21 protein-coding genes are annotated in these 22,963 nt (G+C 68.9%); 8 read left to right on the top strand and 13 right to left on the bottom strand.

The annotated features are described in order from the left end of the window. Positions 1 to 107: 107 nt before the first annotated feature. Positions 108 to 1,496: an amidase gene (locus GXW79_RS01530; RefSeq protein WP_211872439.1), complete on the bottom strand. Its 1,389-nt coding sequence runs from the start codon at positions 1,494 to 1,496 to the stop codon at positions 108 to 110. 21 nt (positions 1,497 to 1,517) lie between these two features. Further along, entirely contained in the window at positions 1,518 to 3,086 is a 1,569-nt protein-coding gene (locus GXW79_RS01525; protein WP_211872575.1) for an ABC transporter substrate-binding protein, read from the bottom strand. Positions 3,087 to 3,270: 184 nt separating this feature from the next. On the opposite strand from GXW79_RS01525, the gene GXW79_RS21335 reads away from it, so the two are divergent. Continuing rightward, the gene (locus GXW79_RS21335; RefSeq protein WP_281414641.1) at positions 3,271 to 7,119 is read left to right on the top strand and encodes an ExeM/NucH family extracellular endonuclease; all 3,849 of its coding nucleotides are present in this window, start codon (positions 3,271 to 3,273) and stop codon (positions 7,117 to 7,119) included. Between the two features lie 38 nt (positions 7,120 to 7,157). Here the strand turns inward: GXW79_RS21335 and gatB are convergent, their stop codons facing one another. From gatB to gatC, 3 genes are read right to left on the bottom strand one after another with little or no spacing between them, the layout of a single operon-like run. Next, positions 7,158 to 8,609 (bottom strand): Asp-tRNA(Asn)/Glu-tRNA(Gln) amidotransferase subunit GatB, encoded by a 1,452-nt coding sequence (gene gatB, locus GXW79_RS01515; protein ID WP_211872438.1) that lies wholly within the window; start codon positions 8,607 to 8,609, stop codon positions 7,158 to 7,160. Next, on the bottom strand, positions 8,606 to 10,078 hold the full coding sequence (gene gatA, locus GXW79_RS01510; protein WP_211872437.1) for an Asp-tRNA(Asn)/Glu-tRNA(Gln) amidotransferase subunit GatA: 1,473 nt from the start codon (positions 10,076 to 10,078) through the stop codon (positions 8,606 to 8,608). The genes gatB and gatA overlap by 4 nt, the downstream gene beginning before the upstream one ends. Continuing rightward, on the bottom strand, positions 10,075 to 10,362 hold the full coding sequence (gene gatC, locus GXW79_RS01505; protein ID WP_211872436.1) for an Asp-tRNA(Asn)/Glu-tRNA(Gln) amidotransferase subunit GatC: 288 nt from the start codon (positions 10,360 to 10,362) through the stop codon (positions 10,075 to 10,077). Before gatC ends, gatA begins: the two co-directional genes overlap by 4 nt. 43 nt (positions 10,363 to 10,405) lie before the next feature. Between gatC and ruvX the strand changes: the two genes are divergently transcribed. After that, a complete protein-coding gene (gene ruvX / locus GXW79_RS01500; protein ID WP_211872435.1) occupies positions 10,406 to 10,867 on the top strand; it encodes a Holliday junction resolvase RuvX in 462 nt (153 codons plus the stop codon). Here ruvX and GXW79_RS01495 read toward each other — a convergent pair. Beyond that, complete coding sequence (locus tag GXW79_RS01495; protein WP_211872434.1) at positions 10,864 to 11,391, bottom strand: MOSC domain-containing protein; 528 nt, start codon at positions 11,389 to 11,391, stop codon at positions 10,864 to 10,866. The genes ruvX and GXW79_RS01495 overlap by 4 nt on opposite strands. A 56-nt stretch (positions 11,392 to 11,447) precedes the next feature. On the opposite strand from GXW79_RS01495, the gene GXW79_RS01490 reads away from it, so the two are divergent. From GXW79_RS01490 to GXW79_RS01470, 5 genes are read left to right on the top strand one after another with little or no spacing between them, the layout of a single operon-like run. Next, a complete protein-coding gene (locus GXW79_RS01490) occupies positions 11,448 to 12,419 on the top strand; it encodes an NAD(P)/FAD-dependent oxidoreductase (protein ID WP_211872433.1) in 972 nt (323 codons plus the stop codon). Next, positions 12,416 to 13,000 carry a pyridoxamine 5'-phosphate oxidase family protein gene (locus GXW79_RS01485; RefSeq protein WP_211872432.1) on the top strand — a complete coding sequence of 195 codons (585 nt, stop codon included), beginning with the start codon at positions 12,416 to 12,418 and terminating at the stop codon, positions 12,998 to 13,000. Before GXW79_RS01490 ends, GXW79_RS01485 begins: the two co-directional genes overlap by 4 nt. Further along, entirely contained in the window at positions 12,997 to 13,254 is a 258-nt protein-coding gene (locus GXW79_RS01480) for a DUF3253 domain-containing protein (RefSeq protein WP_211872431.1), read from the top strand. Before GXW79_RS01485 ends, GXW79_RS01480 begins: the two co-directional genes overlap by 4 nt. Continuing rightward, positions 13,251 to 13,694, top strand: coding sequence for a DUF1499 domain-containing protein (locus tag GXW79_RS01475; RefSeq protein WP_211872430.1), 444 nt, complete (start codon positions 13,251 to 13,253; stop codon positions 13,692 to 13,694). The genes GXW79_RS01480 and GXW79_RS01475 overlap by 4 nt, the downstream gene beginning before the upstream one ends. A 45-nt stretch (positions 13,695 to 13,739) precedes the next feature. Continuing rightward, a complete protein-coding gene (locus tag GXW79_RS01470) occupies positions 13,740 to 15,452 on the top strand; it encodes an ABC transporter ATP-binding protein/permease (protein WP_211872429.1) in 1,713 nt (570 codons plus the stop codon). A 178-nt stretch (positions 15,453 to 15,630) separates the two neighbouring features. Here the strand turns inward: GXW79_RS01470 and recQ are convergent, their stop codons facing one another. The 6 genes from recQ to GXW79_RS01440 all read right to left on the bottom strand — a co-directional run bounded on the left by recQ (position 15,631) and on the right by GXW79_RS01440 (position 21,620). Continuing rightward, on the bottom strand, positions 15,631 to 17,730 hold the full coding sequence (recQ, locus tag GXW79_RS01465) for a DNA helicase RecQ (RefSeq protein WP_211872428.1): 2,100 nt from the start codon (positions 17,728 to 17,730) through the stop codon (positions 15,631 to 15,633). Positions 17,731 to 17,797: 67 nt separating this feature from the next. Continuing rightward, complete coding sequence (locus GXW79_RS01460) at positions 17,798 to 18,487, bottom strand: amino acid ABC transporter permease (protein ID WP_211872427.1); 690 nt, start codon at positions 18,485 to 18,487, stop codon at positions 17,798 to 17,800. Continuing rightward, positions 18,487 to 19,158 carry an amino acid ABC transporter permease gene (locus tag GXW79_RS01455; RefSeq protein WP_211872426.1) on the bottom strand — a complete coding sequence of 224 codons (672 nt, stop codon included), beginning with the start codon at positions 19,156 to 19,158 and terminating at the stop codon, positions 18,487 to 18,489. Before GXW79_RS01455 ends, GXW79_RS01460 begins: the two co-directional genes overlap by 1 nt. A gap of 13 nt (positions 19,159 to 19,171) precedes the next feature. After that, complete coding sequence (locus tag GXW79_RS01450; RefSeq protein ID WP_211872425.1) at positions 19,172 to 20,011, bottom strand: ABC transporter substrate-binding protein; 840 nt, start codon at positions 20,009 to 20,011, stop codon at positions 19,172 to 19,174. Between the two features lie 50 nt (positions 20,012 to 20,061). Next, a complete protein-coding gene (locus GXW79_RS01445) occupies positions 20,062 to 20,946 on the bottom strand; it encodes a hypothetical protein (protein WP_211872424.1) in 885 nt (294 codons plus the stop codon). A 56-nt stretch (positions 20,947 to 21,002) separates the two neighbouring features. Continuing rightward, positions 21,003 to 21,620, bottom strand: a complete 618-nt coding sequence (locus tag GXW79_RS01440; protein ID WP_211872423.1) for a leucine-rich repeat domain-containing protein — start codon at positions 21,618 to 21,620, stop codon at positions 21,003 to 21,005. A gap of 166 nt (positions 21,621 to 21,786) precedes the next feature. On the opposite strand from GXW79_RS01440, the gene GXW79_RS01435 reads away from it, so the two are divergent. Further along, positions 21,787 to 21,936: a hypothetical protein gene (locus GXW79_RS01435; RefSeq protein WP_211872422.1), complete on the top strand. Its 150-nt coding sequence runs from the start codon at positions 21,787 to 21,789 to the stop codon at positions 21,934 to 21,936. On the opposite strand, the gene prpB is transcribed toward GXW79_RS01435, so the two are convergent. After that, positions 21,937 to 22,860: a methylisocitrate lyase gene (prpB, locus tag GXW79_RS01430; protein WP_211872421.1), complete on the bottom strand. Its 924-nt coding sequence runs from the start codon at positions 22,858 to 22,860 to the stop codon at positions 21,937 to 21,939. Positions 22,861 to 22,963: the final 103 nt, after the last annotated feature.

Raw genomic sequence — 22,963 nt, 5'->3', positions numbered from 1 at the left:
CCGAGGCCGTGAATTGCACAATGCCAGGCGCGATGAAATCGCCCGCATGTCCATCACGTGTCGTCATGGCGGCGGGTGCGGTGACGCTCAGCAAGGCGCCGGCCATGTCACACCACGACGGGGGCGGCCTCCGCGAGGAGCCAGCGCGCAAGCGCGACCATCTCCGCGTCCTGCCCCTGCTGGCCCATGAGTTGGACCCCTAGCGGGAGGCCGCCCACCGCAAGCAGGGGCATGGTCACCGCCGGCGCGAACAGCGCCGAAGAGGGTGCATTGAAGGTGATATCGCCGGTCGGGCGCGGGTTCAGCGGCTTGCCCGGCACGTCGCCGGCCCAGACCGGCGCCGGCCCCGGCGAGGACAGCATGATCACCGCATCGGCCAGTGGCGCGATGCGGGCATGCGCGGCCTGGGCATCGGCTCGTTCGGCAAGCCGCGCCTCGTAGCCCACGACGGTCATCGCCTCGGCGGTCGCGAGGCGGCGCTTGGCGCGCTCGCTCACGCCGTCGGGGTGGTTCGCCACCAGGGCGCGCAGCGACCAGCGGCCCTCCCAGCCCGTGATGCTGTTGGCCATCGCGCGCGAATCGGCCAGACGCGCCTCCAGCGTCTCGATGGCGTCGTGGCCGGCGCGGCGCAGGATACGGATGCCCAGGCCCGCGAGCTGCTCCAGCAGCGTCTCGAACGCCGTCCGGCTGGGAGCATCGAGGCTCGCCCAGCCCTCGCTCTCCAGCACCGCCAGGGTGCGCGGGCGGCGCGCCGGCGGGGCGCCGTCCGGACCCTTCAGCGACATGCGCCCGGGGTCGCCCCCGGCGCGCCTGGCGACCTCGATCGCCACCTGCCACACATCCTCGATGCAGCCGGCATGGACGCCATGCGTGCTCATCGACGTCGCCTGGCGCTCGCCGCGGTTGATCGCACCCTGGGTCGGCTTGAGCGCGACATTGCCGCAATAGCTGGCTGGCCGAATGATCGAGCCGCCGACCTGGCTGCCGATCGCGGCAGGCACCATGCGCGCCGCCACCGCGGCGGCCGACCCCGAGGATGAACCACCCGGCGTCCGGGTCGCGTCGAACGGGTTGCGCGTGGGGCCAGGTTCGGACGCGCCGAGCTCCGTCGTCACGGTCTTGCCCAGGATGACGGCGCCGGCCTCCCGCAGCGCTGCCACCGCTGCATTGTCGCGCTTGGGGAAGTTGCCGCGATAGGCGACGCAGCCCTGCTCGGTCGGCATGTCGAGCGTTTCGAGCAGGTCCTTGATGCCGATGGGCATGCCGTCGATCGGCGAGAGCGGCGTGCCGTCGTGCCAGCGGGCGGTCGCTGCGTCGGCGGCGGCACGCGCGCCGGACTCGTTCAGGGTGACCCAGGCGAGGATGCCCGGCTCACGCTCGGCGATGGTGTACAGGCAGCGCTCGAGGTAGGCGCGCGGCGTATCCGTGCCGCTCACGAAGCCCGCCGTGGCGTCGTGCCAGGTGAGCGGATGATGGTCGCGCGGATCATAGCCCATGGCGAAGCTTTTCCCTTCGGTTCAGCGCACCGGCCTGACACCCATCGCGAGGGTGCGCTCGTCCATTCGCGGATCATGCACCAGGCCGCGGCGATGCGCCCAGGTGTTGAGGTATTGCACCAGCTGGATCATGGGCACCTGCTCCGCGTAGTAGGCGGTCGCCTCGCGCCAGATGGCCTCGCGCGCTTCCGAATCCATGATGGCGGCGCCGCGGACCAGGTAGTCGTCGATGCGCGGGTCTGAGTGACGCGACATGTTGCCCGCGCCCATCAGCCGGGCGCGGTCGTAGGTCGCGACGATCGACAGCAGGTAGTTCGACGCCTCCCCGGTGCTGCTGCCCCAAGCGCCCAGCTGCATCGCGAAATCCTGGCGCGTGCGGCGCGGCACGAAGGCGGTGAAGGGCATGGCATCGATCGAGGTGCGCACACCGATGCGCGTCCACATCTGCGCCACGGCCTGGCTGAGGCGGCTGTCGTTGGGCCAGCGATCATTGGGCGTGGCGAGGACGATGCGGAAGCCCTCGGGGAAGCCGGCCTCGGCGAGCAGGCGCTTGGCCCCTTCCGGGTCGAAGGCCATCGGGCGGACCGCCGGGTTGTAGCCGAACACGCCCTCCGGCACCCATTGCGCGGTGGCCTGGGCGGCGCCGTCCATGACGCGCTCCACCAGCGCATCGCGGTTGATCGCCATGGAGAGCGCGCGGCGCACGCGCGGGTCGAGGAACGGGTTGCGCGGCAAGGGCACGCCGGCATTGTCGGTGATGGTCGGGTGGGGGCCGGGGCGCGAATAGTCCGGCAGCATATAGGTGGTGCGCAGCGAGGGGATCTCGGTCACCACCAGGCGGGGGTCGCGCCGCAGCCGCGCGAGGTCCGTCGTCGGGATCTGCTCGATGAGGTCGATATCGCCGGCGAGCAGCGCCGCCGTGCGCGCCCCGTCGTTGAGCAGGAATTTCAGCGTCACGCGTTGCCAGGGTTCCTGGCCGCCCCAGTAAGCCTCGTTGCGAGCGTATTCGATCCGGTCGCCGGAGCGATAGGCGAGCAGGCGATACGGCCCGGTGCCGATAGCGGCGGCGCCGGCATTGAACTGCTCGACCCCTACACCGGTCGCCGCGTGGCGCGCGATGATCATCACGGAGGCTAGGTCGATCGGCAGGTTCGGATGCGGCTGGTGGGTGTGGATGCGAATGGTATGCGCGTCCACCACCTCCAACCGTTCGATCGCGCGGAGAAAGCCTGCAAAGCTGCCCGGGCTGTTCTGCACCTGCGGCACGCGCTCGAATGTGAACACCACGTCATCGGCGGTGAAGGGGCGTCCATCATGCCAGGTGACGCCCTGGCGCAGCTTCACCTCCCACAGCGTATCGGTGAGCGGCACCAGGCTTTCGGCCAGCATGGGATGCGCCCGGGCGCGCGCGTCGCGCCAGATGAGGGCGTCGAACAGGTGCAGGCTCGCCGCGTTGTTGGGGCCAAGGTTATGATAATGCGGGTCAAGTGTCGTGACCGTGGCGCCGTAGCCGAGCGTCAGGGTCTGCGCCATGGCAGGCGCGAGCGTGGCCAGGGTGGCGGCAAGGAAGGCCGCGGCGGCGCGGTTCATGGTCTTCACGATGCGGGCTCCAGACGGCTCTCTCGCCAGGATGCACGGCTCCGGCGGGAAGTGAAGCATTAACAGGACATGAAACTTTCACTGGGGTTTCGTTGAGTGAAGACCCGGTAAAGGCGATCAGGAACCCGAATTGCCGTGACGATTGAGTCATGGCTGGAATCGGGGCGCCAGTTACATGTCGAACGTCTACCACGCGTTGCTCGGCGGGAATTTTGCGCAGGATTGGTCCGATGGCGGCCTGATCGCGACGGATGGAAACTGGGACAACGTGCCCTCCATCATCGGCTATCGCGGGGACAACGACGCGGTCGCGATCGGCACCAATCCCCAATTGGTGCTGGGCGACAGCACCGGCCCCCTGGTCGGCGGCGTCGTGTCGCTCAACGTCGAAGCGAACGAGACGAACCCCGCCACCTTCGCGACCGGCGGCGTTGCGGAATTCGCGCTGACCAACCCCACCATCGCCCTCAACGGCTCCGGCACCGCCGATGCCCCCTATATCGTGGTGCTGCTTAACACCACCGGCGTTTCCAACGTGGTGTTCTCGTTCAACGCCCGCGATCTTGACGCCAGCGTCGACAACGCCGTCCAGCAGTTGGCGGTCCAGTATCGCGTCGGGGCGAGCGGTGCATGGACCGATATCCCCGCCGGCTTCGTCGCCGATGCGACCAGCGGCCCGAGCCTCGCGACGCTGGTCACGCCGGTCTCGGTCACCCTGCCGACCGCCGCCGAGAACCAGGCCCAGGTGCAGGTCCGCGTCATCACCGTCAACGCCGCGGGCAATGACGAATGGGCCGGGATCGACGACATCCTCGTCACCTCGACCGCCGGCACCGCCGCCACGGTCTCCATCGCCGACGCCGCCATCCTCGAAGGCAACGCCGGCACCACGCCCCTCGCCTTTACGCTCACGCGCACGGACACCACGGCCGCCGCCACCGTCGACTACGCCATCACCTTCCCTACCTCGGCGAGCGCCAACGACATCGCCAGCGCCCTGACCGGCACTGCGAGCTTCGCCGCCGGTGCGGCGACTGCGGCGGTCACCGTGCAGGTCGTGGGCGACACCACGGGCGAGGCGAACGAGACGTTCACCGTCACCCTGTCGAACCCCTCCTCGGGCCTCGCGCTGGGCGATGCGGTCGCGGTCGGCACCATCACCAATGACGACCTGGCGATCACCAGGATCAGCGCCATTCAGGGCGCGGGCGCGGCCAGCGCCCTGGTCGGCCAGACCGTAACGGTCGACGCGATCGTGGTCGGCGATTTCCAGGACGGCGACACCGACACGCTGCGCAACATCAACGGCTTCTTCCTGCAGGAAGAGAATGTCGACTGGGATCTCAGCGGGCTGACCTCCGAGGGCATCTTCATCTTCCAGAACAGCCTCGCGGGCGCGGTCAATCTCGGCGACCGCGTGCAGGTGACCGGCGTCGTCGGCGAGGCCTTCGGCGTGACCCAGATCACGCTGACCAGCGTCTCGGTCGTGCAGGCCGCCGCGGTCGCGGATGTGCGCACGCTCGCGGTCGACGTCACCCTGCCCGAGGCGGGCGTGACGGGGGCCGGCACCAACCCGGATATCGAACGCTACGAGGGCATGATCGTCAGCTTCCCGCAAACGTTGACCATCACCGAGATGTTCGACCTGGACCGCTTCAACGAGATCCGCCTCGTCGCCGGAGAACGTCCCTACCAGTACACCCACGACAATGCCCCGAACGTCGCCGGCAACGCCCAGCACCTGGAGCTGATCGGCAGCCGCACCATCACCTATGATGACGGCGAGAACATCCAGAACCGCCCGATTGGCAATCTCGACGGTTTCCAGGGTTTCTCCGACGCCGCCGCGCCCAGCATGGGCGACACGGTGAGCGACCTCACCGGCGTGCTCGACTTCGCCTTTTCCGAATGGCACGTGCGCTCGGTCACGAACGGCTCCAACAGCTTCGCGAACACGGTGCCGCGCGATGAGGCGCCGCCGGCCCGCAGCGGCTCGCTCGATATCGCGAGCTTCAACGTGCTGAATTTCTTCAAGACGCTCGGCGAGGAAGCCGACAACGTCCTGACCGCGAGCGGGCTCGAGCGCCGCGGCGCCAACAATCAGGTCGAGTTCGACCGTCAGGTCGGCAAGCTGATCACCGCGCTGAGTGAACTCAATGCGGACATCTACGGCCTGATCGAGCTGGAGAACGACTTCACGCCGGGCTCGTCGGGCAATGCGATCGAACTCATCGTCAACCGCCTCAACCTCGCCACCGGCAAGACCTTCGCCTATGTGCCGCCCGGCGGACAGCTACTCGGCGGCGATGCGATCGCGGTCGGCTACATCTACGACACCACGCAGGTGCGCATTGCCGCCGGCACCACGGTGCAGGTGCTCAGCAACGCCGACGTCTCGGCCGACCTTCTCGCGCAGAGCACCATCGGCACGATCTTCGACGGCACGAACACGAGCCGCAACGCCCTCGCCGTCACCTGGGAGGAGATCGCGAGCGGCGAGACCTTCACCTCGGTCGTCAACCACTTCAAGTCCAAGAGCGGCGCCGGCAACGGCCTCGATGCGGATGCCGGCGACGGTGCGGGCGGCTGGAACAACCAGCGCCTGCTCGCCGCCAAGGCGCTCGACGCCTGGCTCGCGACCAACCCGACCGGAACCACGGACGCGGACAAGCTGATCCTCGGCGACCTGAACAGCTATTTCAAGGAAGCGCCGATCAGCTACCTCGAAGGCGCGGGCTTCGAAAACCTGCAGCTACGGCTCGACAATCCCTACTCCTACGTCTTCGATGGCCAGCTCGGCGCACTCGACTACATCCTGAGCAATGCAAGCCTCGGCGCGCAGGTTGCGAGCGTGGGCGAGTGGCACCTGAATTCAAACGAGGCGGATGCGCTCGACTACAACCTCGATTTCGGGCGGCTGCCAGGATACTTCGACGGCACCTCGCCCTTCCGAGTCTCCGACCACGACCCCGTCGTGGTGAGCCTGGCCCTGGGTGCCCCGGGCGGCGTCGTCCCGGGTACGCCGGGCCCCGACAGCCTCGTCGGCGGGAATGCCGCCGACACGCTCTCCGGGGAGGGGGGCAATGACACGCTCAGTGGCGGCGCCGGCAGCGACATCATCCTCGGCGGCGACGGGACCGACACGGCCGTGTTCGCCGGCACCTTCGCCAGCGCGGACATCACCGTTTCCGGGAACCTGGTGTTCGTCTCCGGCGGCGAGGGCAGCGACACGCTCAGCGGCGTCGAGCGGCTGAGCTTCTCCAACGGCAGCGTGAACCTCGCCGACGGCGACGCGTTGTTCGACAGCGTGTTCTACCTGCGCCAGAACGCCGACGTCTTCGCCGCCGGCATCGACCCCGTGGCGCATTACCGCCAGGTCGGGGCCAGGGAAGGACGCGACCCGAACGCCTTCTTCGACACCTCGGGCTACCTGGCGGCGAACAAGGACGTGGCGGCCTCGGGCCTCAACCCGCTCGAACACTTCCGGCTGTTCGGCGCGAAGGAGCAGCGCGACACTTCGATCGACTTCGACACGGGGCTGTATCTGAAGAACAACCAGGACGTGGCCTCGTCCGGGATCAACGCGCTGGATCACTTCCTGAACTTCGGCCGCGCCGAGGGCCGCGCCTCCTACACGGCGATCGGCAAGGCGACGGCGGATGGGTTCGATGCCGAGTTCTACCTGCTGTCCAATGCGGACGTGGCAGCCTCGGGGATCGACCCGCGCGAGCACTTCATCCGCTTCGGTGCCAAGGAAGGTCGCGATCCGAACGTGTTGTTCGACTCGAGCGTCTATCTCGCGAACAACGCGGATGTGCGGGCGTCCGGTCTCGACCCGATGACCCACTACAACCTGTTCGGGTTCAAGGAAGGGCGCGACCCTTCGGCCGCCTTCGACACCAGTGCCTATCTGGCGGCCAATGCCGATGTCGCGGCGGCGGGGATCAACCCGCTGACCCACTACCTGAACTTCGGCGTCTATGAAGGCCGGGCCATCGCAGACCAGAGTGCGCTGATCGCCTAGTACCGCGCACACGGTAGAGGGCGCAGCCGAAGCGCCTTCTACCCGCCGAGCTTCGCCTTGAGGACCTGGTTGACCACGGCCGGGTTGCCCTTGCCCTGCATGGCCTTCATCGTCTGGCCGACGAAGAAGGCGAAGAGCTTGTCCTTCCCGCCGCGATACTCGGCGACTTTGTCGGCATTGGCGGTCATGACGCCGTCGATCACCGCTTCGATGGCGCCGGTGTCGGTCACCTGGCGAAGGCCGCGTTCCTCGACGATGGCACCCGGAGCCTTGCCGGTCTCGACCATCGCTTCGAAGACTTCCTTGGCGAGCTTGCCGGAGAGGGTCCCGTCAGCCATCAGGTCCAGCATGGCGCCGAGGTTTTCGGCACTCACCGGCGGGTCGGTGATGTCGCGCTTGTGCTTGTTCAGCGCGGCGAAGAAGTCACCCGTGACCCAGTTCGAAGCGACCTTGGCGTCGCGACCCGCGGCCACCACGTCGAAGAAGGCGGCGGTCTCCTTCTCCAGCGTCAGGACGTGCGCGTCATAGGGCGTTAGGCCCATGGCCACGTAGCGGGTGCGCCGCGCATCGGGCAGTTCCGGCAGCGCGAGGCGCAGCTCTTCCACCCAGGCCGCATCCAGCACCAAGGGGGGAAGGTCCGGGTCCGGAAAATAGCGGTAGTCATGCGCATCTTCCTTGGAGCGCATGGACCGCGTCTCCATGCGCTGGATATCGAACAGGCGCGTCTCCTGGCGCACTTCCTCGCCCGCTTCCCAGACCGCAATCTGGCGCTTCGCCTCGGCCTCAACCGCAAGCATCACGAAGCGGATGGAGTTGACGTTCTTCACCTCGCACCGTGTGCGGAATTCCTCGCCGGCCTTGCGGACGGAGACGTTCACGTCTGCGCGCATGGACCCCTCATCCATGTTGCCGTCGCAGGTCCCGAGATAGCGCAGGATCTGGCGCAGCTTGGTGAGGTACGCGCCGGCTTCCTCGGGCGAGCGGATATCGGGTTCGGAGACGATCTCCATCAGCGCGACGCCCGCACGGTTCAGGTCGATGAAGCTCTTCGACGGGTGCTGGTCGTGCAGCGACTTTCCCGCATCCTGTTCCAGGTGCAGGCGCGTCACGCCGATCGGCTTGGTGGTGCCGTCGGCGAGGGTGATCTCGATGACGCCGGTGCCGATGATCGGGTGCGCGAACTGGCTGATCTGGTAGCCGCTGGGCAGGTCCGCGTAGAAGTAGTTCTTGCGGTCGAAGCGGGACCAGAGATTGACCTGTGCGTTCAGGCCAAGGCCTGTCCGCACGGCCTGGGCCACGCATTCGGCGTTGATGACGGGCAGCATGCCGGGGAAGCCGGCATCGACGAAGCTCACCTGCGAATTGGGCTCGGCACCGAAGGTGGTGGCCGCACACGAGAACAGCTTGGATTGGCTGATTACCTGGGCGTGGACTTCCAGGCCGCAGACAATCTCCCAGGGGCCGGTATCGCCTTCAAGGATATAGGTCATGCCATCACCGCCGGCTTTGCCGTGAATGCAGCCGCCCGCTCGATCGCGCGGCCCACGGCGAAAACCGTCTCCTCGTCGAAATTGCGCCCGATCACCTGCAGGCCCAGTGGCAGCCCCTGCCCGTCCAGCCCGGCCGGCACCGACATACCCGGCAGTCCCGCAAGGTTAGCGGTCACGGTGAAGACGTCGTTCAGGTACATCATCACGGGGTCATCGGTATTCTCACCTTCGGCGAAGGCGGCCGAGGGAGTGGTCGGCGTCACGATCGCATCGACGGTCTGGAAGGCATCGGTGAAGTCGCGCGTGATCAGGGCGCGGATCTTCTGTGCGCGCAGGTAGTATGCGTCGTAGTAGCCTGCGCTGAGCACATAGGTGCCGATCATGATCCGGCGCTTCACCTCGTCGCCGAAGCCCGCGGCACGCGTGCGCTCATAGAGGTCGCGCAGGTCATCGCCCCTCTCGCGTAGGCCGAAACGCACGCCATCATAGCGCGCGAGGTTGGACGACGCCTCGGCCGGGGCCACGATGTAGTAGGTCGGCAGCGCGTAGCGCGTGTGCGGCAGACTGATCTCCACGATCTCCGCCCCTGCCTCGCGCAGCCAGGCGAGGCCCTGGTCCCACAGCGCGGCGATCTCGGTCGAAAGCCCGTCAAGCCGGTACTCGCGCGGCACGCCGATGCGAAGCCCCTTCACGCCGCGTTCCACGGCCGCCGCGAAATCTGGCACAGCCACATCGGCGGAGGTGGAATCGCGCGGATCGAAGCCCGCCATGCTGCCGAGCAGGATGGCGCAATCCTCAACGCTGCGCGCGAAGGCACCGGCCTGGTCGAGCGAAGAGGCAAACGCCACCACGCCGAAGCGCGAGCAGCGCCCATAGCTCGGCTTGATGCCGGTGATGCCGCAGAACGCAGCGGGCTGGCGGATGGACCCCCCCGTGTCGGTACCCGTGGCACCCATCACGAGCCGCGCCGCAACCGCCGCCGCCGATCCACCCGAGGATCCGCCCGGCACCAGCCTGGTGTTCTGGCCGTGCCTCTTCCAGGGATTCTCGACGTCACCGAAGGCCGAGGTGAGATTCGAAGACCCCATGGCGAATTCATCGAGGTTCGCCTTGCCCAGGAACACCGCGCCATCGCGCAGCAGCTGCGCCGTGACGGTGCTCTCATAGGGCGGGATGAAATTGCCCAGGATCTTCGACCCCGCCGTGGTGCGCACGCCGGCGGTGCAGAACAGATCCTTCACGCCGAGCGGAATGCCTTCCAGCGGCCCGGCCTCACCCCTGCCCCGCCGCGCATCGGAGGCTCGCGCGGCATCCATCGCCTGCTCGCCGGTGACGGTGATGAAGGCGTTCAGGCGCGGGTTCAGCGCCTCGATCGCGGCGAGATGCGCGCGGGTCAATTCCTCGGCGGAAATCGAGCCCTTCGCGAGCACCGCGCGGGCCTCGGCGATCCCCCAGTCGGTCACGCTCATTCGACCACCTTCGGCACGCCGAAATATTCACCCTCGCGATCCGGCGCATTGGCCAGCACCTTCTCCGCCATGCCGCCATCGGTCACTGCATCGGCGCGCCAGCGCAGTGCACTCGCGCCGCCGCCGGCCATCGGCTCGACGCCGGTGACGTCCACTTCCTGCAACTGCTCGATCCAGCCCAAAATGCCGTTCAGCTCACCTTGCAGGCGCACGACGTCAGCCTCCTCCACATGCAAGCGAGCGAGGGCGGCGACACGGCGCACGGTGGCTTGGTCCAGCGACATTGAAGACTTTCCGGATGGCGGGGGGCGGACCATAACGGCGCCCATGCCGCTCTTCAACCTGCGCGACCTGCGCGCCGCCTTGCCGCGTGGCCAGCGCCTTCTCGGGCTGGACCCGGGTGCGAAGACCGTCGGCATCGCGCTCAGCGACGTGACACTGATGCTGGCCAGCCCCTATGCGGCCATCCCGCGCGGCAAGCTGAAGGCGATGGCGGACGAGATCGCGCGCATTGCCTCCAAGGAAGGCGCGGGCGGGCTGGTCGTCGGCCTGCCGCTCTCGATGGACGGAACGCACGGGCCGGCCGCCCAGGCCGCCACCGACTGGACCCTGGCACTGTCGCAGGCGTGCGGCCTGCCCGCCGCACTCTGGGACGAGCGGCTCTCCTCGGCGGCGGTGAACCGCATGCTCATCAGCGAGGCGGACATGACGCGGGGCAAGCGCGCCCAGGTCGTGGACCGCGCTGCGGCCGCCTACATGCTCCAGGGCGCGCTCGACGCGACCCGCTAGACCGGCATCAGGCGTCGGTGCTCGCCCTCGGGCAGGGTCACCCGCACCGCGTCGCCGGGCCGCACATCGCCACCCGTGACCACCACGGCCATGACGCCGGCCTTCCGGACCAGGCCACCATCCGCATCGCGCCCGAGCATCGACGCCATCAGCCCGGGACGATACTTGTCCAACTGACGGCACGGGTTGCGCAGGCCCGTCACGCGCACGACCGCGGTCTCGCCCAAGCCCAGCAGCGCGCCTTCCGGCAGCCCGAGCAAATCAACCCCGCGCAGCGCCACGTTCTCCCCCACCGCGCCGGGTTCCAGATCGAGCGCATCGAGCAGCTCGGCATGGATCAGGTGCACCTGGCGCAGGTTCGGCTGCGCGGGGTTCTTCGCCACGCGCGAGCGGTGCTTCACCAGTGCTCCGCTATGGGCGTCCCCCGCCACGCCCCAGCCGGCGACCAGCCGGATCGAGGGGTGCACCGGCTTGGAGAATCCATGCGCGGGGCTCACGGCAACGGCGGCGACGATGGCTTGCATCACCCCAGCCTAAACATCCCTCTTGCGCGAAACCACCCCGGCGCCATACCGGGCGCATGACACGCTCCATCGCCATCATCGGCGCCGGCTTGGCCGGCATCGCCGCCGCCCGGGCGCTCATCGCCGCGGGGCTTGCGCCGCACCTGTTCGACAAGGGGCGCGCCCCAGGCGGCCGGCTCGCCACGCGCCGCGCCGAGGTGGACGGCGCAAAGCTGCAATGGGACCACGGCGCGCAATACCTCCGCGCGCGCGGCCCCGGCTTCGCCCAGGCGCTGGACGACGCCGGCGCGGCGCCCTGGCCGGACGCCGAACGGCGCGTCGGCGTGCCGGGCATGTCGGCGGTGCCGCGCGCGCTCGCGAAGGGTATTCCGGGCAGCTTCGGGCGCCATGTCGGCGTGATCAGCGGCGAACCTGGCGCCTGGTTCCTGGATCATTGGGACGCCGCCGAGGCAAAGCCGGGCGCACCGCTCCCAGCCAGCGCGCCGACGCGGGCCGGCCCCTTCGACGCGGTGCTGGTCACCGCCCCTGCGCCGCAGGCGGCCGAGCTGGTGGGACCCATATGGCCCGAGGCCGCGACGCGTCTGGACACGATCCGCTACGCCCCCTGCTGGACCGTACTCGCGAGCTTTGCCGAGCAGCTCCCCCTCCCCGACACGCTGCGGCCCAAGGGAGACACCATCGGTTGGGCGGCGCGCGACAGTTCCAAGCCGGGCCGTGAGGCCGGCGCCGAATGCTGGGTCATCCAGGCCGGCCCCGCTTTCTCGCGCCAACACCTGGAGCAGCCCGCCGCGGCCGTGATCCCGTTGCTGCTCGCGGCACTGGCGAGCCACTCCGGCGCGCCGCTCCCGGCACCGCGCTACGCCCAGGCGCATCGGTGGCGCTATTCCCTGCTGGAGCAGGGCCTCGGCGCGCCATGCCTGTGGAACCCCGCGCTGCGCCTGGGGCTCGCCGGCGACTGGTGCCTGGAAGGCCGCGCCGAAGCGGCCTGGGACAGCGGCACCGCGGCCGCCGCAGCCCTCCTCGCGTGACGCGTCCCCGCCCCGGCTTTGCCGACGACCTGGACGAGACGCTTGCGGAAGCCTTCCGCCTGCTCGCGCGGGGCGTCGCCGACCGGCGCAGCCCGATCCATACGCCGAGCCTTGCCAGCATCGGGCCGGATGGCGCGCCGCGCATCCGCACGCTGGTGCTGCGAGGCTTCGATGCACCGACCCGCACGTTGCGCGTGCACAGCGACCGCCGCTCGGGCAAGGCGATGGAGATCGCGGCCGATCCGCGCGTGGCCGTGCACGCCTATGATGCCGGCGCCCAGGTGCAGCTGCGCCTGGGCGGCACCGCAACCCTGCACGCGGAAGACGCCATCGCCGACGCGGCCTGGGCGACCAGCACGGACAATGCGCGGCTTGTCTACACCACGGCCCTGCCGCCCGGCGCGGCAATCCCGACGCCCACGCTGCCCTCCGCCTTAAGCGACGGCCGCGAGCACTTCGCGGTGCTGGTGTTGCGCTTCGATGCGCTCGAATGGCTGTGGCTGTGCGCGGATGGTCATCGCCGCGCGCGCTTCGGCTGGGACAGCGCGGGCCAAGCCAGCGCAGAATGGTGCGTGCCATGACCCAGCCGCCGAAAGACTCGCTGCTCGAAGCCACCATCCTCGCGCAGGCGGAAGCCGTGGGGCCGGAGAAAAGCATCTGCCCCTCCGAGGTCGCGCGCGCCCTCGCGCCGGAGGATTGGCGGCCGCTGATGACCGCCACGCGCCGCGCCGCGATGCGGCTGCAGGCGGCCGGGCGCATCGCCATCCTGCGCAAGGGCAAGCCCGTAACCGCCGAGGATGTGCGCGGCGTCATCCGATTGAGGATCATCCCATGACATCACCGCTCGTCCTGTTCCGCCACAGTGCCTCGGGCATTGAGGCCACGCCCGTCGATTTCGACGCCTTCACGATGCCCTCCTCGCCCAACACCTGCCTCGCCGCACCGCATGGCAGCCCGCTGCCGGCGCATCTGCGCATTCCGCCGGTGCCGATGGGCATGGACGCCGCCTGGGCCGCGCTCAATCGCGTCGCCGATGGCCGCCCGCGCTGCTTTCCGCTCTACGCCTGGCCGGAGCGGCGCCAGGCGCAGTGGGTCGAGCGCAGCAGCGTGATGAACTTCCCCGACATCATCGTGGCGCATCTGATCCCCGGCCAGGGCAACACCGGGTTGATCCTGTACTCGCGCAGCCTGTTCGGGCATTCGGATTTCGGCATGAACCGCCGGCGCGTGACCGAATGGCTCGCCGTGCTGGACGCCCAGCCGCCCTCGCCCTGAGGCCTCGCCGCCCCGTCACCCCTTCGCGTCGCAGAGGCTTCCCGCATGCGCCTGCTCCCCTTCTTCCGCGACGTCTGGTCGATCGCCGGACCCTACTGGCGCAGCGAGGAACGCTGGAAGGCACGCGCGCTTCTGGCCGTGGTCGTCGCGCTCAACCTGTCGCTGGTGGGGATGACGGTGCTGCTCACCTACTGGCAGCGCGCCTTCTACAACACGCTCGAGACCAAGGACCGCGACGGCTTCTTCGAGCTGCTCTTCACCTGGCAGTCGGGCGAGGACGGGTTTTTGCCGGGGTTCGTCATCCTTGCGGTGCTCTACATCCTGATCGCGGTCTACCAGCTGTATCTGAAGCAGGCCCTGCAGATCCGCTGGCGGCGCTGGATCACCGAGAACCTGCTGACGTCGTGGCTCGAGACCGGCGCGCATTACCGCATCGCACTGACCGATCCCGCGACCGACAACCCCGACCAGCGCATCGCCGAGGATGCGCGGCTGTTCGTCGATGACACCCTGACGCTCGGGCTGGGCATCATGAACGCCCTCGTCACGCTGGGCAGTTTCATCCTCGTGCTGTGGTCGCTCTCCGGGCCGGTCGAGATCCTGGGCGTCTCGATCCCCGGCTACATGGTGTGGGTGGCGTTGATCTATTCGGTGATCGGCACGCTGCTGACGCATCTCATCGGACGGCCGCTGATCGCGCTCAACTTCTTCCAGCAGCGGGTCGAGGCGGATTTCCGCTTCTCTCTCGCGCGGCTGCGCGAAAATAGCGAGGGCGTGGCCCTGTACCATGGCGAGACCGATGAGCATCGCGGCCTGTCGGGACGCTTCCGCGCGCTGACCGAGAATTGGTGGGCGATCATGACCGCCACCAAGCGCCTGACCTTCTTCACCGCGGGCTTCAACCAGGTGGCGAGCATCTTCCCGATCGTGGTCGCGGCGCCGGCCTATTTCGCGGGGCGGATTCCGCTGGGTGGGTTGGTGCAGACCTCGTCGGCCTTCGGGCAGGTGCAGGGCTCGCTCTCCTGGATCGTCGAGAATTATTCCCGGCTGACGGAGTGGCGCGCGACGGTCGATCGGCTCACCGGCTTCCGCCACGCCTTGGCCAAGGCCGCCCGCAGCGAGGGCGGGCTGCACAGGGCTCCGGGGGACTTCGCGCTGGTCGATGCGCGCATCGCGCTGCCCGATGGGCGCGTGCTGGCCGAGGGTGCGTCCCTCACGCTGGCACCCGGCGAAGCGTTGATGCTGCAAGGCGCCTCGGGGTCCGGCAAATCCACCATTTTCCGAGCGATCGCGGGCATCTGGCCCTTTGCCCAGGGCCAGCTTTCGGTACCCGAAGGCGCTCGGATGCTGTTCCTGCCGCAACGGCCCTATCTGCCGCTCGGCACGCTGCGCCGCGCCGTCGCCTACCCGGAAAACGAGGCGCGTTTCACCGATGCGGAGATCGGCGCGGCACTCACCGATGTCGGGCTGCCGGCGCTCGCGGACCAGCTCGACCGCGACGCACCCTGGGCGCGCAGCCTCTCGGGCGGCGAGCTGCAGCGCCTGGCGGTCGCGCGCGCCTTGCTGGTGAAGCCCGACTACCTGTTCCTCGACGAGGCGACGGCGAGCCTGGACCAGGAGAGCGAGGCTGCGCTGTACGCGCTGTTGCGCGAACGGCTGCCGGGAACGGCGATCCTGTCCATCGCGCACCGCGAGAGCGTGGCGCGGTTCCATGACCGGCGGTTACGGTTGGCGGGCGGGGTGTTGGTGCCGGCGTGATGGTAAGGAAGTAAGGTCACCTTACCGGGCGTCTTTCGGCCAAGCCATTGTTCGGCCGCCGTTTCTCATAAGGAAGTAAGCTCGCCTTACTTTCGGCGTTGCCCTGCCGGCATCCGCAGGCGCGATCGCGCGGAGGACGATTTACCTATAGCGTTTTGAATCGTGTTTTATCAAGGAATCAGCCTGCCAACACCCGCAGCAGGCTCTCTCCGTATCGAGCGCGCTTGGCCGGGCCGATCCCGGGCACGCCTTCCAGATCCTCCGGCACGGTGTCGGCCAGCGCGTCGAGCGTCTTGTCGGCGAAGATCACATAGGGCGGCACGCCCATCCCCTGTGCGAGGCAGCGGCGCCAGGCGCGCAGGCCCTCGGCCACCCCGCCATCGACGGCGCGCGCGGCGGCCTCGGCATCGGCGAAGAGCGCAGCGTCCGGCCCCTCCCCCGGCGCGCGCGGCGGGGCGGCGGGCGTCTCACCGGCCTCGCCACCGAGCACCGCGAGGATCGCCGCGCCGTAGCGCTCGACGCGGGAGCGGCCGACGCCCGGCACCTCCAGCAACTGAGCGAGCGTCGCCGGCCGGCGCTCCACGATATCGGCGAGCGTCTTGTCCACGAAGACCACATAGGCCGGCACGCCCTGGGCCTGGGCGACACCGCGCCGCCAGAGGCGCAGCGCCTCGAAGACCGGGTCGGTGGAGACCGCCGCGCGCGCCTTCGCCTGGCCGCGGATCGGGTCGGCCTCGGGGGCGCGGAAGAAGACTTTCTCCTCGCCGCGCAGAACGGGGCGCGCAGCCTCGGTCGCCACGGGGATGGAGCCGTGCTGGCCTGCCTCGACCAGGTCGATCAGGCCGCGAGCGACCATCTGGCGCATCACGCCCTGCCATTCGGGCTCGGAGACATCCTTGCCCACGCCGAAGGTGGGAAGCTTGTCGTGTTCGAGCTGCAGCACGCGGTCATTGGGCTTGCCGCGCAGCACGTCAATCACGTGGCGGGCGCCAAAGCGCTGCCCGGTCCGCAGGATGGCCGAGAGAAGCTTCTGCGCCACCACGGACCCGTCGAACATTTTTGGTGGCGAGGCGCAGTTGTCGCAGTGCCCGCATGGACCAGCCGTGTCTTCGCCGAAACACCGGAGAAGCATCCGCGTGCGGCATTCCGAGGTCTCGGCGATGGCGATCATGGCGTCGAGGCGCTGGCGCTCGATGCGCTTCTGCTCCGGCTCGGCAGTGGAATCCTCGATGTGGTGGCGGGCCACCGCGATATCGGCGGCGGAGTAGAGCAGCAGCGCGCGGGCGGGCAGGCCGTCGCGGCCGGCGCGGCCGATTTCCTGGTACCAGGATTCCGGGCTGCGCGGCATGTTGAGGTGCGCGACCCAGCGCACATCCGGCCGGTCGATGCCCATGCCGAAGGCGATGGTTGCGGCCATCACCACCTGTTCGCCGCGGGCGAAGCGGCGATGGGCGTCGCGCTTGGCGGATGCCTCCATGCCGGCGTGGAAGGCGAGCGCGTCCAGGCCCTCGCCGCGCATTTTCTCGGCGAATTGCTCGGTGCGGGCGCGGGTGGCGCAATAGACGATGCCGGTGCCGCCGACCTCGCGGATGAAACCGCTGAGCTGGCGGAATTCATGGTCGCGCGGGCGGGCTTCGACGAGGATGTTGGGGCGCTCGAAGGAAGCGCGGAAGATCGGCGCCTCGGCGAGATCGAGCTGGCGTCGGATATCCTCCGCCGTGCGTGGATCGGCGGTGGCGGTGAGTGCGAGGCGCGGGACGTTGGGAAAGTTGCGGCCCAGCGCGGAGAGGGAGCGGTATTCGGGGCGGAAATGATGGCCCCATTGGCTGACGCAGTGCGCCTCATCGACTGCAAAGAGGGCGATTTCCATCTCCGCCAGGCGCTGCATGGTGCCGTCGAGCAACAGGCGTTCGGGCGAGATATAGAGCAGCTTGAGGCGGCCCTGATGCAGGTCGCGCAGCGTGCCGCGCGCCTCGTCGGGCGGAAGGTCCGAATGCAGGGCGGCGGCCGCGACGCCGAATTCGCGCATGGAGGCGACCTGGTCCTCCATCAGCGCGATGAGCGGGGAGATCACCACGCCCACGCCGGGGCGGCACAAGGCGGGGACTTGGTAGCACAGGCTTTTCCCGCCGCCGGTGGGCATCAGGACCATCGCGGAGCCGCCGGTGGTGACGTGGCGGATGACCTGTTCCTGCGCACCGCGGAAATGCTGGTAGCCGAAGACGCGGTGGAGGATGTCGGCGGGGTCGTTCGACTCGGTGAAGGCGCAATCGGGCATGGCGTGGTCTGCCATGCCTGGGGTGGGCGGGGGAAGCGCGGGCGGGATCATCGTGTGCCCCAGGCTTTCATCGCGAACCTCTTGCCAGCATGCGTCGCTCCAGCCGCGCGACGAGGCGCGCGAATGGCCAGAGAAGCACGAAATACATCAGTGCGGCGAGCATCAGCGGCGTGGGGTTGTAGGTCTGCTCCTGCGCGACGCGGGCGCTGCGCAGCAGCTCCGGCAGGGCGGCCAGCGAGGCGATGGAAGTGGATTTGACCAGCTCCAGCGCGTTGGACGCCAAAGGTGCGGCGATGCCGCGCAGGGCTTGCGGCAGGATGATCAGGCGCATGGTGCGGAATGGGGAAAGGCCGAGGGCGGCGGCGGCCTCGCGCTGGCCGTGCGGGATGGAGAGCAGGCCGGCGCGGAAGATCTCCCCGAAGTAGCCGGAATTGTTGAGCACCAAAGCGAGGACGGCGGCGGCGAAGGCCGGCAGCGTGAGGCCGAGGAAGGGCAGGCCGACATAGACGAGGATCAGCAGCACCAGCACGGGGAAGGCGCGGAACAGGTCGATGTAGATGATGAGCAGCGCGCGGGTGACGCGGCCGCCAAGGGCATAGGCCATGCCGATGAGCAGGCCCAGCAGTAGCCCCAGCGGCAGAGCGACGGCGGTGAGTTTCAGGGTCAAGCCCACGCCCTGGCGCAGCAGCGGCCAGGCGCGGGCGGCGCTGTCGGGGTCGGCGAAGTTTTCGAGCAGGAGGTCGAGCCATTCGGGCATCAGCGCGGCACCACGCGGCTGGCTTCGAGCCAGCGGCTCGCGACCACCAGCGGCAGGAACAGGATGAGGTACAGCACGGCGGCAAGAGTCAGCGGCGATGGGTTTGCCGCGATCGCCATGGCCGATTGCGCGCGGCCAAGGATTTCCGGCAGCGACACCGCCGTCCCCAGCGCGGTGCCCTTGATGATGGCGATGGTGCGGTTGGTCAGCAGCGGCACGGCCAGGCGGATGGCCTGGGGCAGGATCACCAGGAAGAAAGTCGCGCGGAAGCGCAGCCCGAGGGCCGCCGCCGCATCCCATTGTCCCGGCGGCAGCGCCTGGATGGCGCTACGGAAGATTTCCGCGGCGAAGGCGGAGAGCACCGCCCCCAGCGCGCCGGCTGTCGCCCAGAAGGGCGACATGGTGATGCCCGCATAAGGCAGGCCGAAATAGACGAAGATGATGACGGCCAACTGCGGCAGGGTGCGGAACACCTCGATCCAGCAGGCGATGACCCACCGCAGCACCGGCACGCGCGCGATCAGTGCGACCGGCATCGCCAAGCCCAGCCCGAGGCCGATGGCGACGGTCGCGACCGCGACGCCGATCGTCACCCAAAGACCCGCGACGATCTCCGGGCCATAGCGCAGCAGGATCTCGGCGTTGAGATAGTAGTCGGCGAAGCGCTCCATCCGCGCCCGCGGATCAGTTGCAGGTCAAGGTGTGGGGCGTGTCCTCGAAGCCGGGCAGGCCGGGCGGGCCGAAGCCGGGGAAGACGGTGGTCAGCGACGTGCCCTCGGCCGGCGGCGCGCCGTACCAGCGCTCATGCAGGCGCGCCATGAAGCCGTCCTGCTTCATGCATTCGATCACCATCTCGACGCGATTGCGGTATTCGCGGCTTTCCTGGCGGAAGGCGATGCCGAAATTGCGGCCCGTATAGTCGTTGAAGGCGACGGTGATGTTGCGGTTCTGGCTCGCCGCATAGACCGCGGTGGGGATCTCGTTGATCGCGGCGAAGGCTCGCCGCGTGAGGACCGCCTGCACGCTGTCCGGGAAGGTGTCGTAGCGCTGCACCTCGAAGCCGAAGCGCTCCGCATTCGCCGTCGCCCAGGTGTCGGAGATGGTGCCGCGATTGACCGCGATGGCACGGCCGCGCAGCGCCTCCAGCCCTGTCATCGTCTCGCCGCGGCGGACGATGAAGCCGTTGCCGGTGGCGAAGAAGGGCTCCGTGTAGAGCATGCGCTGGGCGCGTTCCTCGGTGATGTTCAGCGGGTTCGCGGTGAATTCGAAGCGCTTGGCGAACAGCGCCGCGAACAGGCCGGAGAAGTTGATGTCCACGATCTCGACGCCCGGGCGGCCAAGGCGGCGGGCGATCTCGTTCATCAGGTCCACGCCGAAGCCTTCGGGGCCATTGGGGCCGCGCATCATCCACGGTGCGACGCCGAAATCGGAGCCCACGACCATGCGCGCATTGGGCGGGTGGTCGGCATCCTGGGCGGAGGCGCCGAAGCTGAGCAGGAGGGCGAGGACGAAGGCGATGCGCATGCGGGCTCCGGGGCGGGGATGTGTGACGCTCCTGAGAGCGCTTGCAAAAATCAAGCCGGGGGCATGGCCCAGTGCGTCGCCTCGTGCCCCGGTGCGTAGCGGGTGTTGCTGATGGCAGCGTTGCGGTTAACCAGCGGGCGGGCGAATAGCGGGTGTGTGGTGCTGCGGATCTCGTGCTCGACCTCAAACAGCAGCCGGCCATCCTCGGGGTCGACCAGCCTGGTGAAGCGGTACTGGTGCTCGCTATCCTCGCGCGAGATCAACCCGCGCTCGCTGAGCTTCCGGTGCACGCCGCCGAAATCGACGAAGGCGAGCTGGATGTGGTGGCCGTCGAACTCCGGCTGCGGCGTATCGGTCTCGCGGAAGGCGAGGTACTGCTCGCGCGCCACGCGGACCTGCAGCGTGCCGTCCATGATGGCGGCCGGCGCGCCCACGATCTGCTCATAGAAGCGTGCGAGCCCGCCCAGCGTGCCGGGTGCGACGTCGAATTCCACATAGGGGATGCCCAGTGTGACGCGCCCGAAGCGCTCGGCGTCCGGGGCATGGCAGCGCATCCGGTTGCCCCAGGGGCAGGTGACGGCAACATGGTCCTCCGCCTCGGCGAAGGCGAAGCGGGTGCCGCTAAGCCAGCGCCGCGCGCGGTCGAGCCGGTGGAGCAGCTGGGCGCGGTCGGGCAGCATCAGGCCGACCGTGCCGCGCAGCACCTGCGCGCGCCCGGTCGGTAGATGGAACTGGCTGATGCCGGCATTGGCCCACATGTTGTCGATGCCGGTCATCAGATACGGATCGCGCGTCAGGCCGAGCGCGCTGATGTAGAAGGCGGTGGCCAGCAGCGGGTCCGGCACCTGCAGATTCACGTGCTGCAGCTCGACCACGTTGCCGAGCGATTCCGCCGAGCGGTCCCACAGGTTCTGCGGTGGCAAAGGCGCGTCCATGGCAGGGTCCTCCCGCGGGTGATCCTGGCGCGTCCGGGCGCGGCGCGCCACGGGCATCATTGCACGATGGCGAAGGGCCGCGCGCGCCGGCCACTCGCCAGCGCCGCCTCCGAGACCTGGCCGAAGCGGCGGAATTCCTCGGCCGGCACCGGATTGTCGCGCAGCATCACCATGCGCAGCTCCGGCAGATCGAGCAGCGTGTCGGGGATGGCCGTGATGCGGTTGCCGGTCAGCACGAGCTCGGCCAGGCGGCGCATGCGCAGCACCTCGGGCGGGATGGCGTCCAGGCCGAGGTGGCTGAGATCCACCGCCTCCGGGTCCGGGTGGATGGCGAAGAAGGCGGCCCAGGCCTGCGCATCCGTGCCGGAGGGACGAGGCCGGGCGGCGGCGGGCGCGGCGGTTGCATCGACCAGCTGTCCCGCCGCAGCGAAGATCCCCGGCACCGCCGCGCATAGCAGCAGCACCAGCATCACCGGCCCGTACCCCGCCCCGGCGCGCACGCGCCCCCAGGCCCAGAAGGCGGCGAACGGCACCGCCAGCGCCACCGCCATGCAGGCGTAGAGCACGGGCTTCATCGCCCCCTGGGTCTGCCCGGCACCCATGATGCCGATGAAGACCATCACCGTCGCGCCTAGTGCGGCGAGACTCAGCAGCAGGGCCGCGAGTGCTGCCATGCGGGATCAGCGCGCGTCGCGGCGAGACGCGCGCGCACGCGCACTGCGTTCAGGCTGCGCCTTCCACCGCGCCATCATCGCCGGTCTCCTTCGCGGGCCTCCCTTATGCCAGCGGGCTGCGGAGCGCGCCATGAAACCTTCCCGTCCATGGAATGTTCCCAAGGGCATGACCGAGACTGAGAAAGAGCCGCCCCGCCCGCCTGGCTCCACCGATGCCGTGCGCGGCGCCAGCACCACGGGTCACGTGCGCTGGATCCTGGGGATCTCGCTTGTGCTCGTGATCATCGCCTTCATCTTCGCCTACGCGATCAGTTGATCAGCTACCCTGCGGCATGGCCTCCGGCACCACCGTCGCGATCAGGCTGGCGTCGAGCGATTCATAGGCGTGATAGTTGATCGTTTCATACAGCTGCGTCCGGGTCTGCATGCGGTCGACGCAGGTATGGGTGCCGCCTTCCCGCGCAATGGCGGTGTAGAGATCCTCCATCGCACGCGCGGCAATGCGCAGGTGGCTCACCGGCCAGATCACCATGGCATAGCCCATCGCCTGGAACTCCTCCGCGGTGAAGAACGGCGTGCGGCCGAACTCGGTCATGTTGGCCAGCAGCTTCACGCCGGGCATCCGGGCGGCGAATTCGCGGAACATGTCGGCGGTGACCAGGGCCTCGGGGAAGATCGCGTCGGCGCCGGCATCGAGGTAGCGCTTGGCGCGATCGACCGCTGCATCCATCCCCTCGCTCGCGACGGCATCAGTGCGGGCGATCACGACCAGGTTGCGCCGGGCGCGCCGGGCGGCCGCGACCTTGGCGCACATCTCGTCGGCACCGGCGAGCTTCTTGTCGTTCAGGTGCCCGCACTTCTTGGGCAGCAGCTGGTCTTCCAGATGCACGGCCCCTGCCCCCGCCTCCTCGAAGCAGCGCACCATGTGCATGACGTTCAGCGCCTCACCATACCCGGTGTCGCCATCGACGAGCACCGGCAGTGCCGAGGCGCGCACCACCTGGCGTATGTGCCAGGCGACGTCGTCGACCGTGATCATGCCCAGGTCGGGCAGGCCCATCGTCGCGCTCATCGCGGCACCCGACATGTACAGCGCCTCGAACCCCGCCTTCTTCGCGAGCAGGGCGGCGATGCCCAGGTGCGCGCCGGGCATGCGGAGAATTTGGGGCCGATCAAGAAGCGCGCGGAAACGGATGCCGGCGGGCTGGTCGGGCAGGTCGTCGGCGATGATGTACGGCATGGGAGGATTTCCGGCTGGGTTGCGCGTCGCCTTCATCATGGCGCCAAACGCCTGGTGGCGCCAAACCGCCGCTCCCCGTACCCGGTTCCGCCGACCCCTCTTT

This window comes from Plastoroseomonas arctica, from assembly GCF_018128965.1.
In the GTDB taxonomy this organism is placed as follows: Bacteria; Pseudomonadota; Alphaproteobacteria; order Acetobacterales; family Acetobacteraceae; genus Plastoroseomonas; species Plastoroseomonas arctica.
The sequence above is the reverse complement of the archived record's forward strand: the minus strand, read 5'-3'. Positions and strand labels throughout refer to the sequence as shown.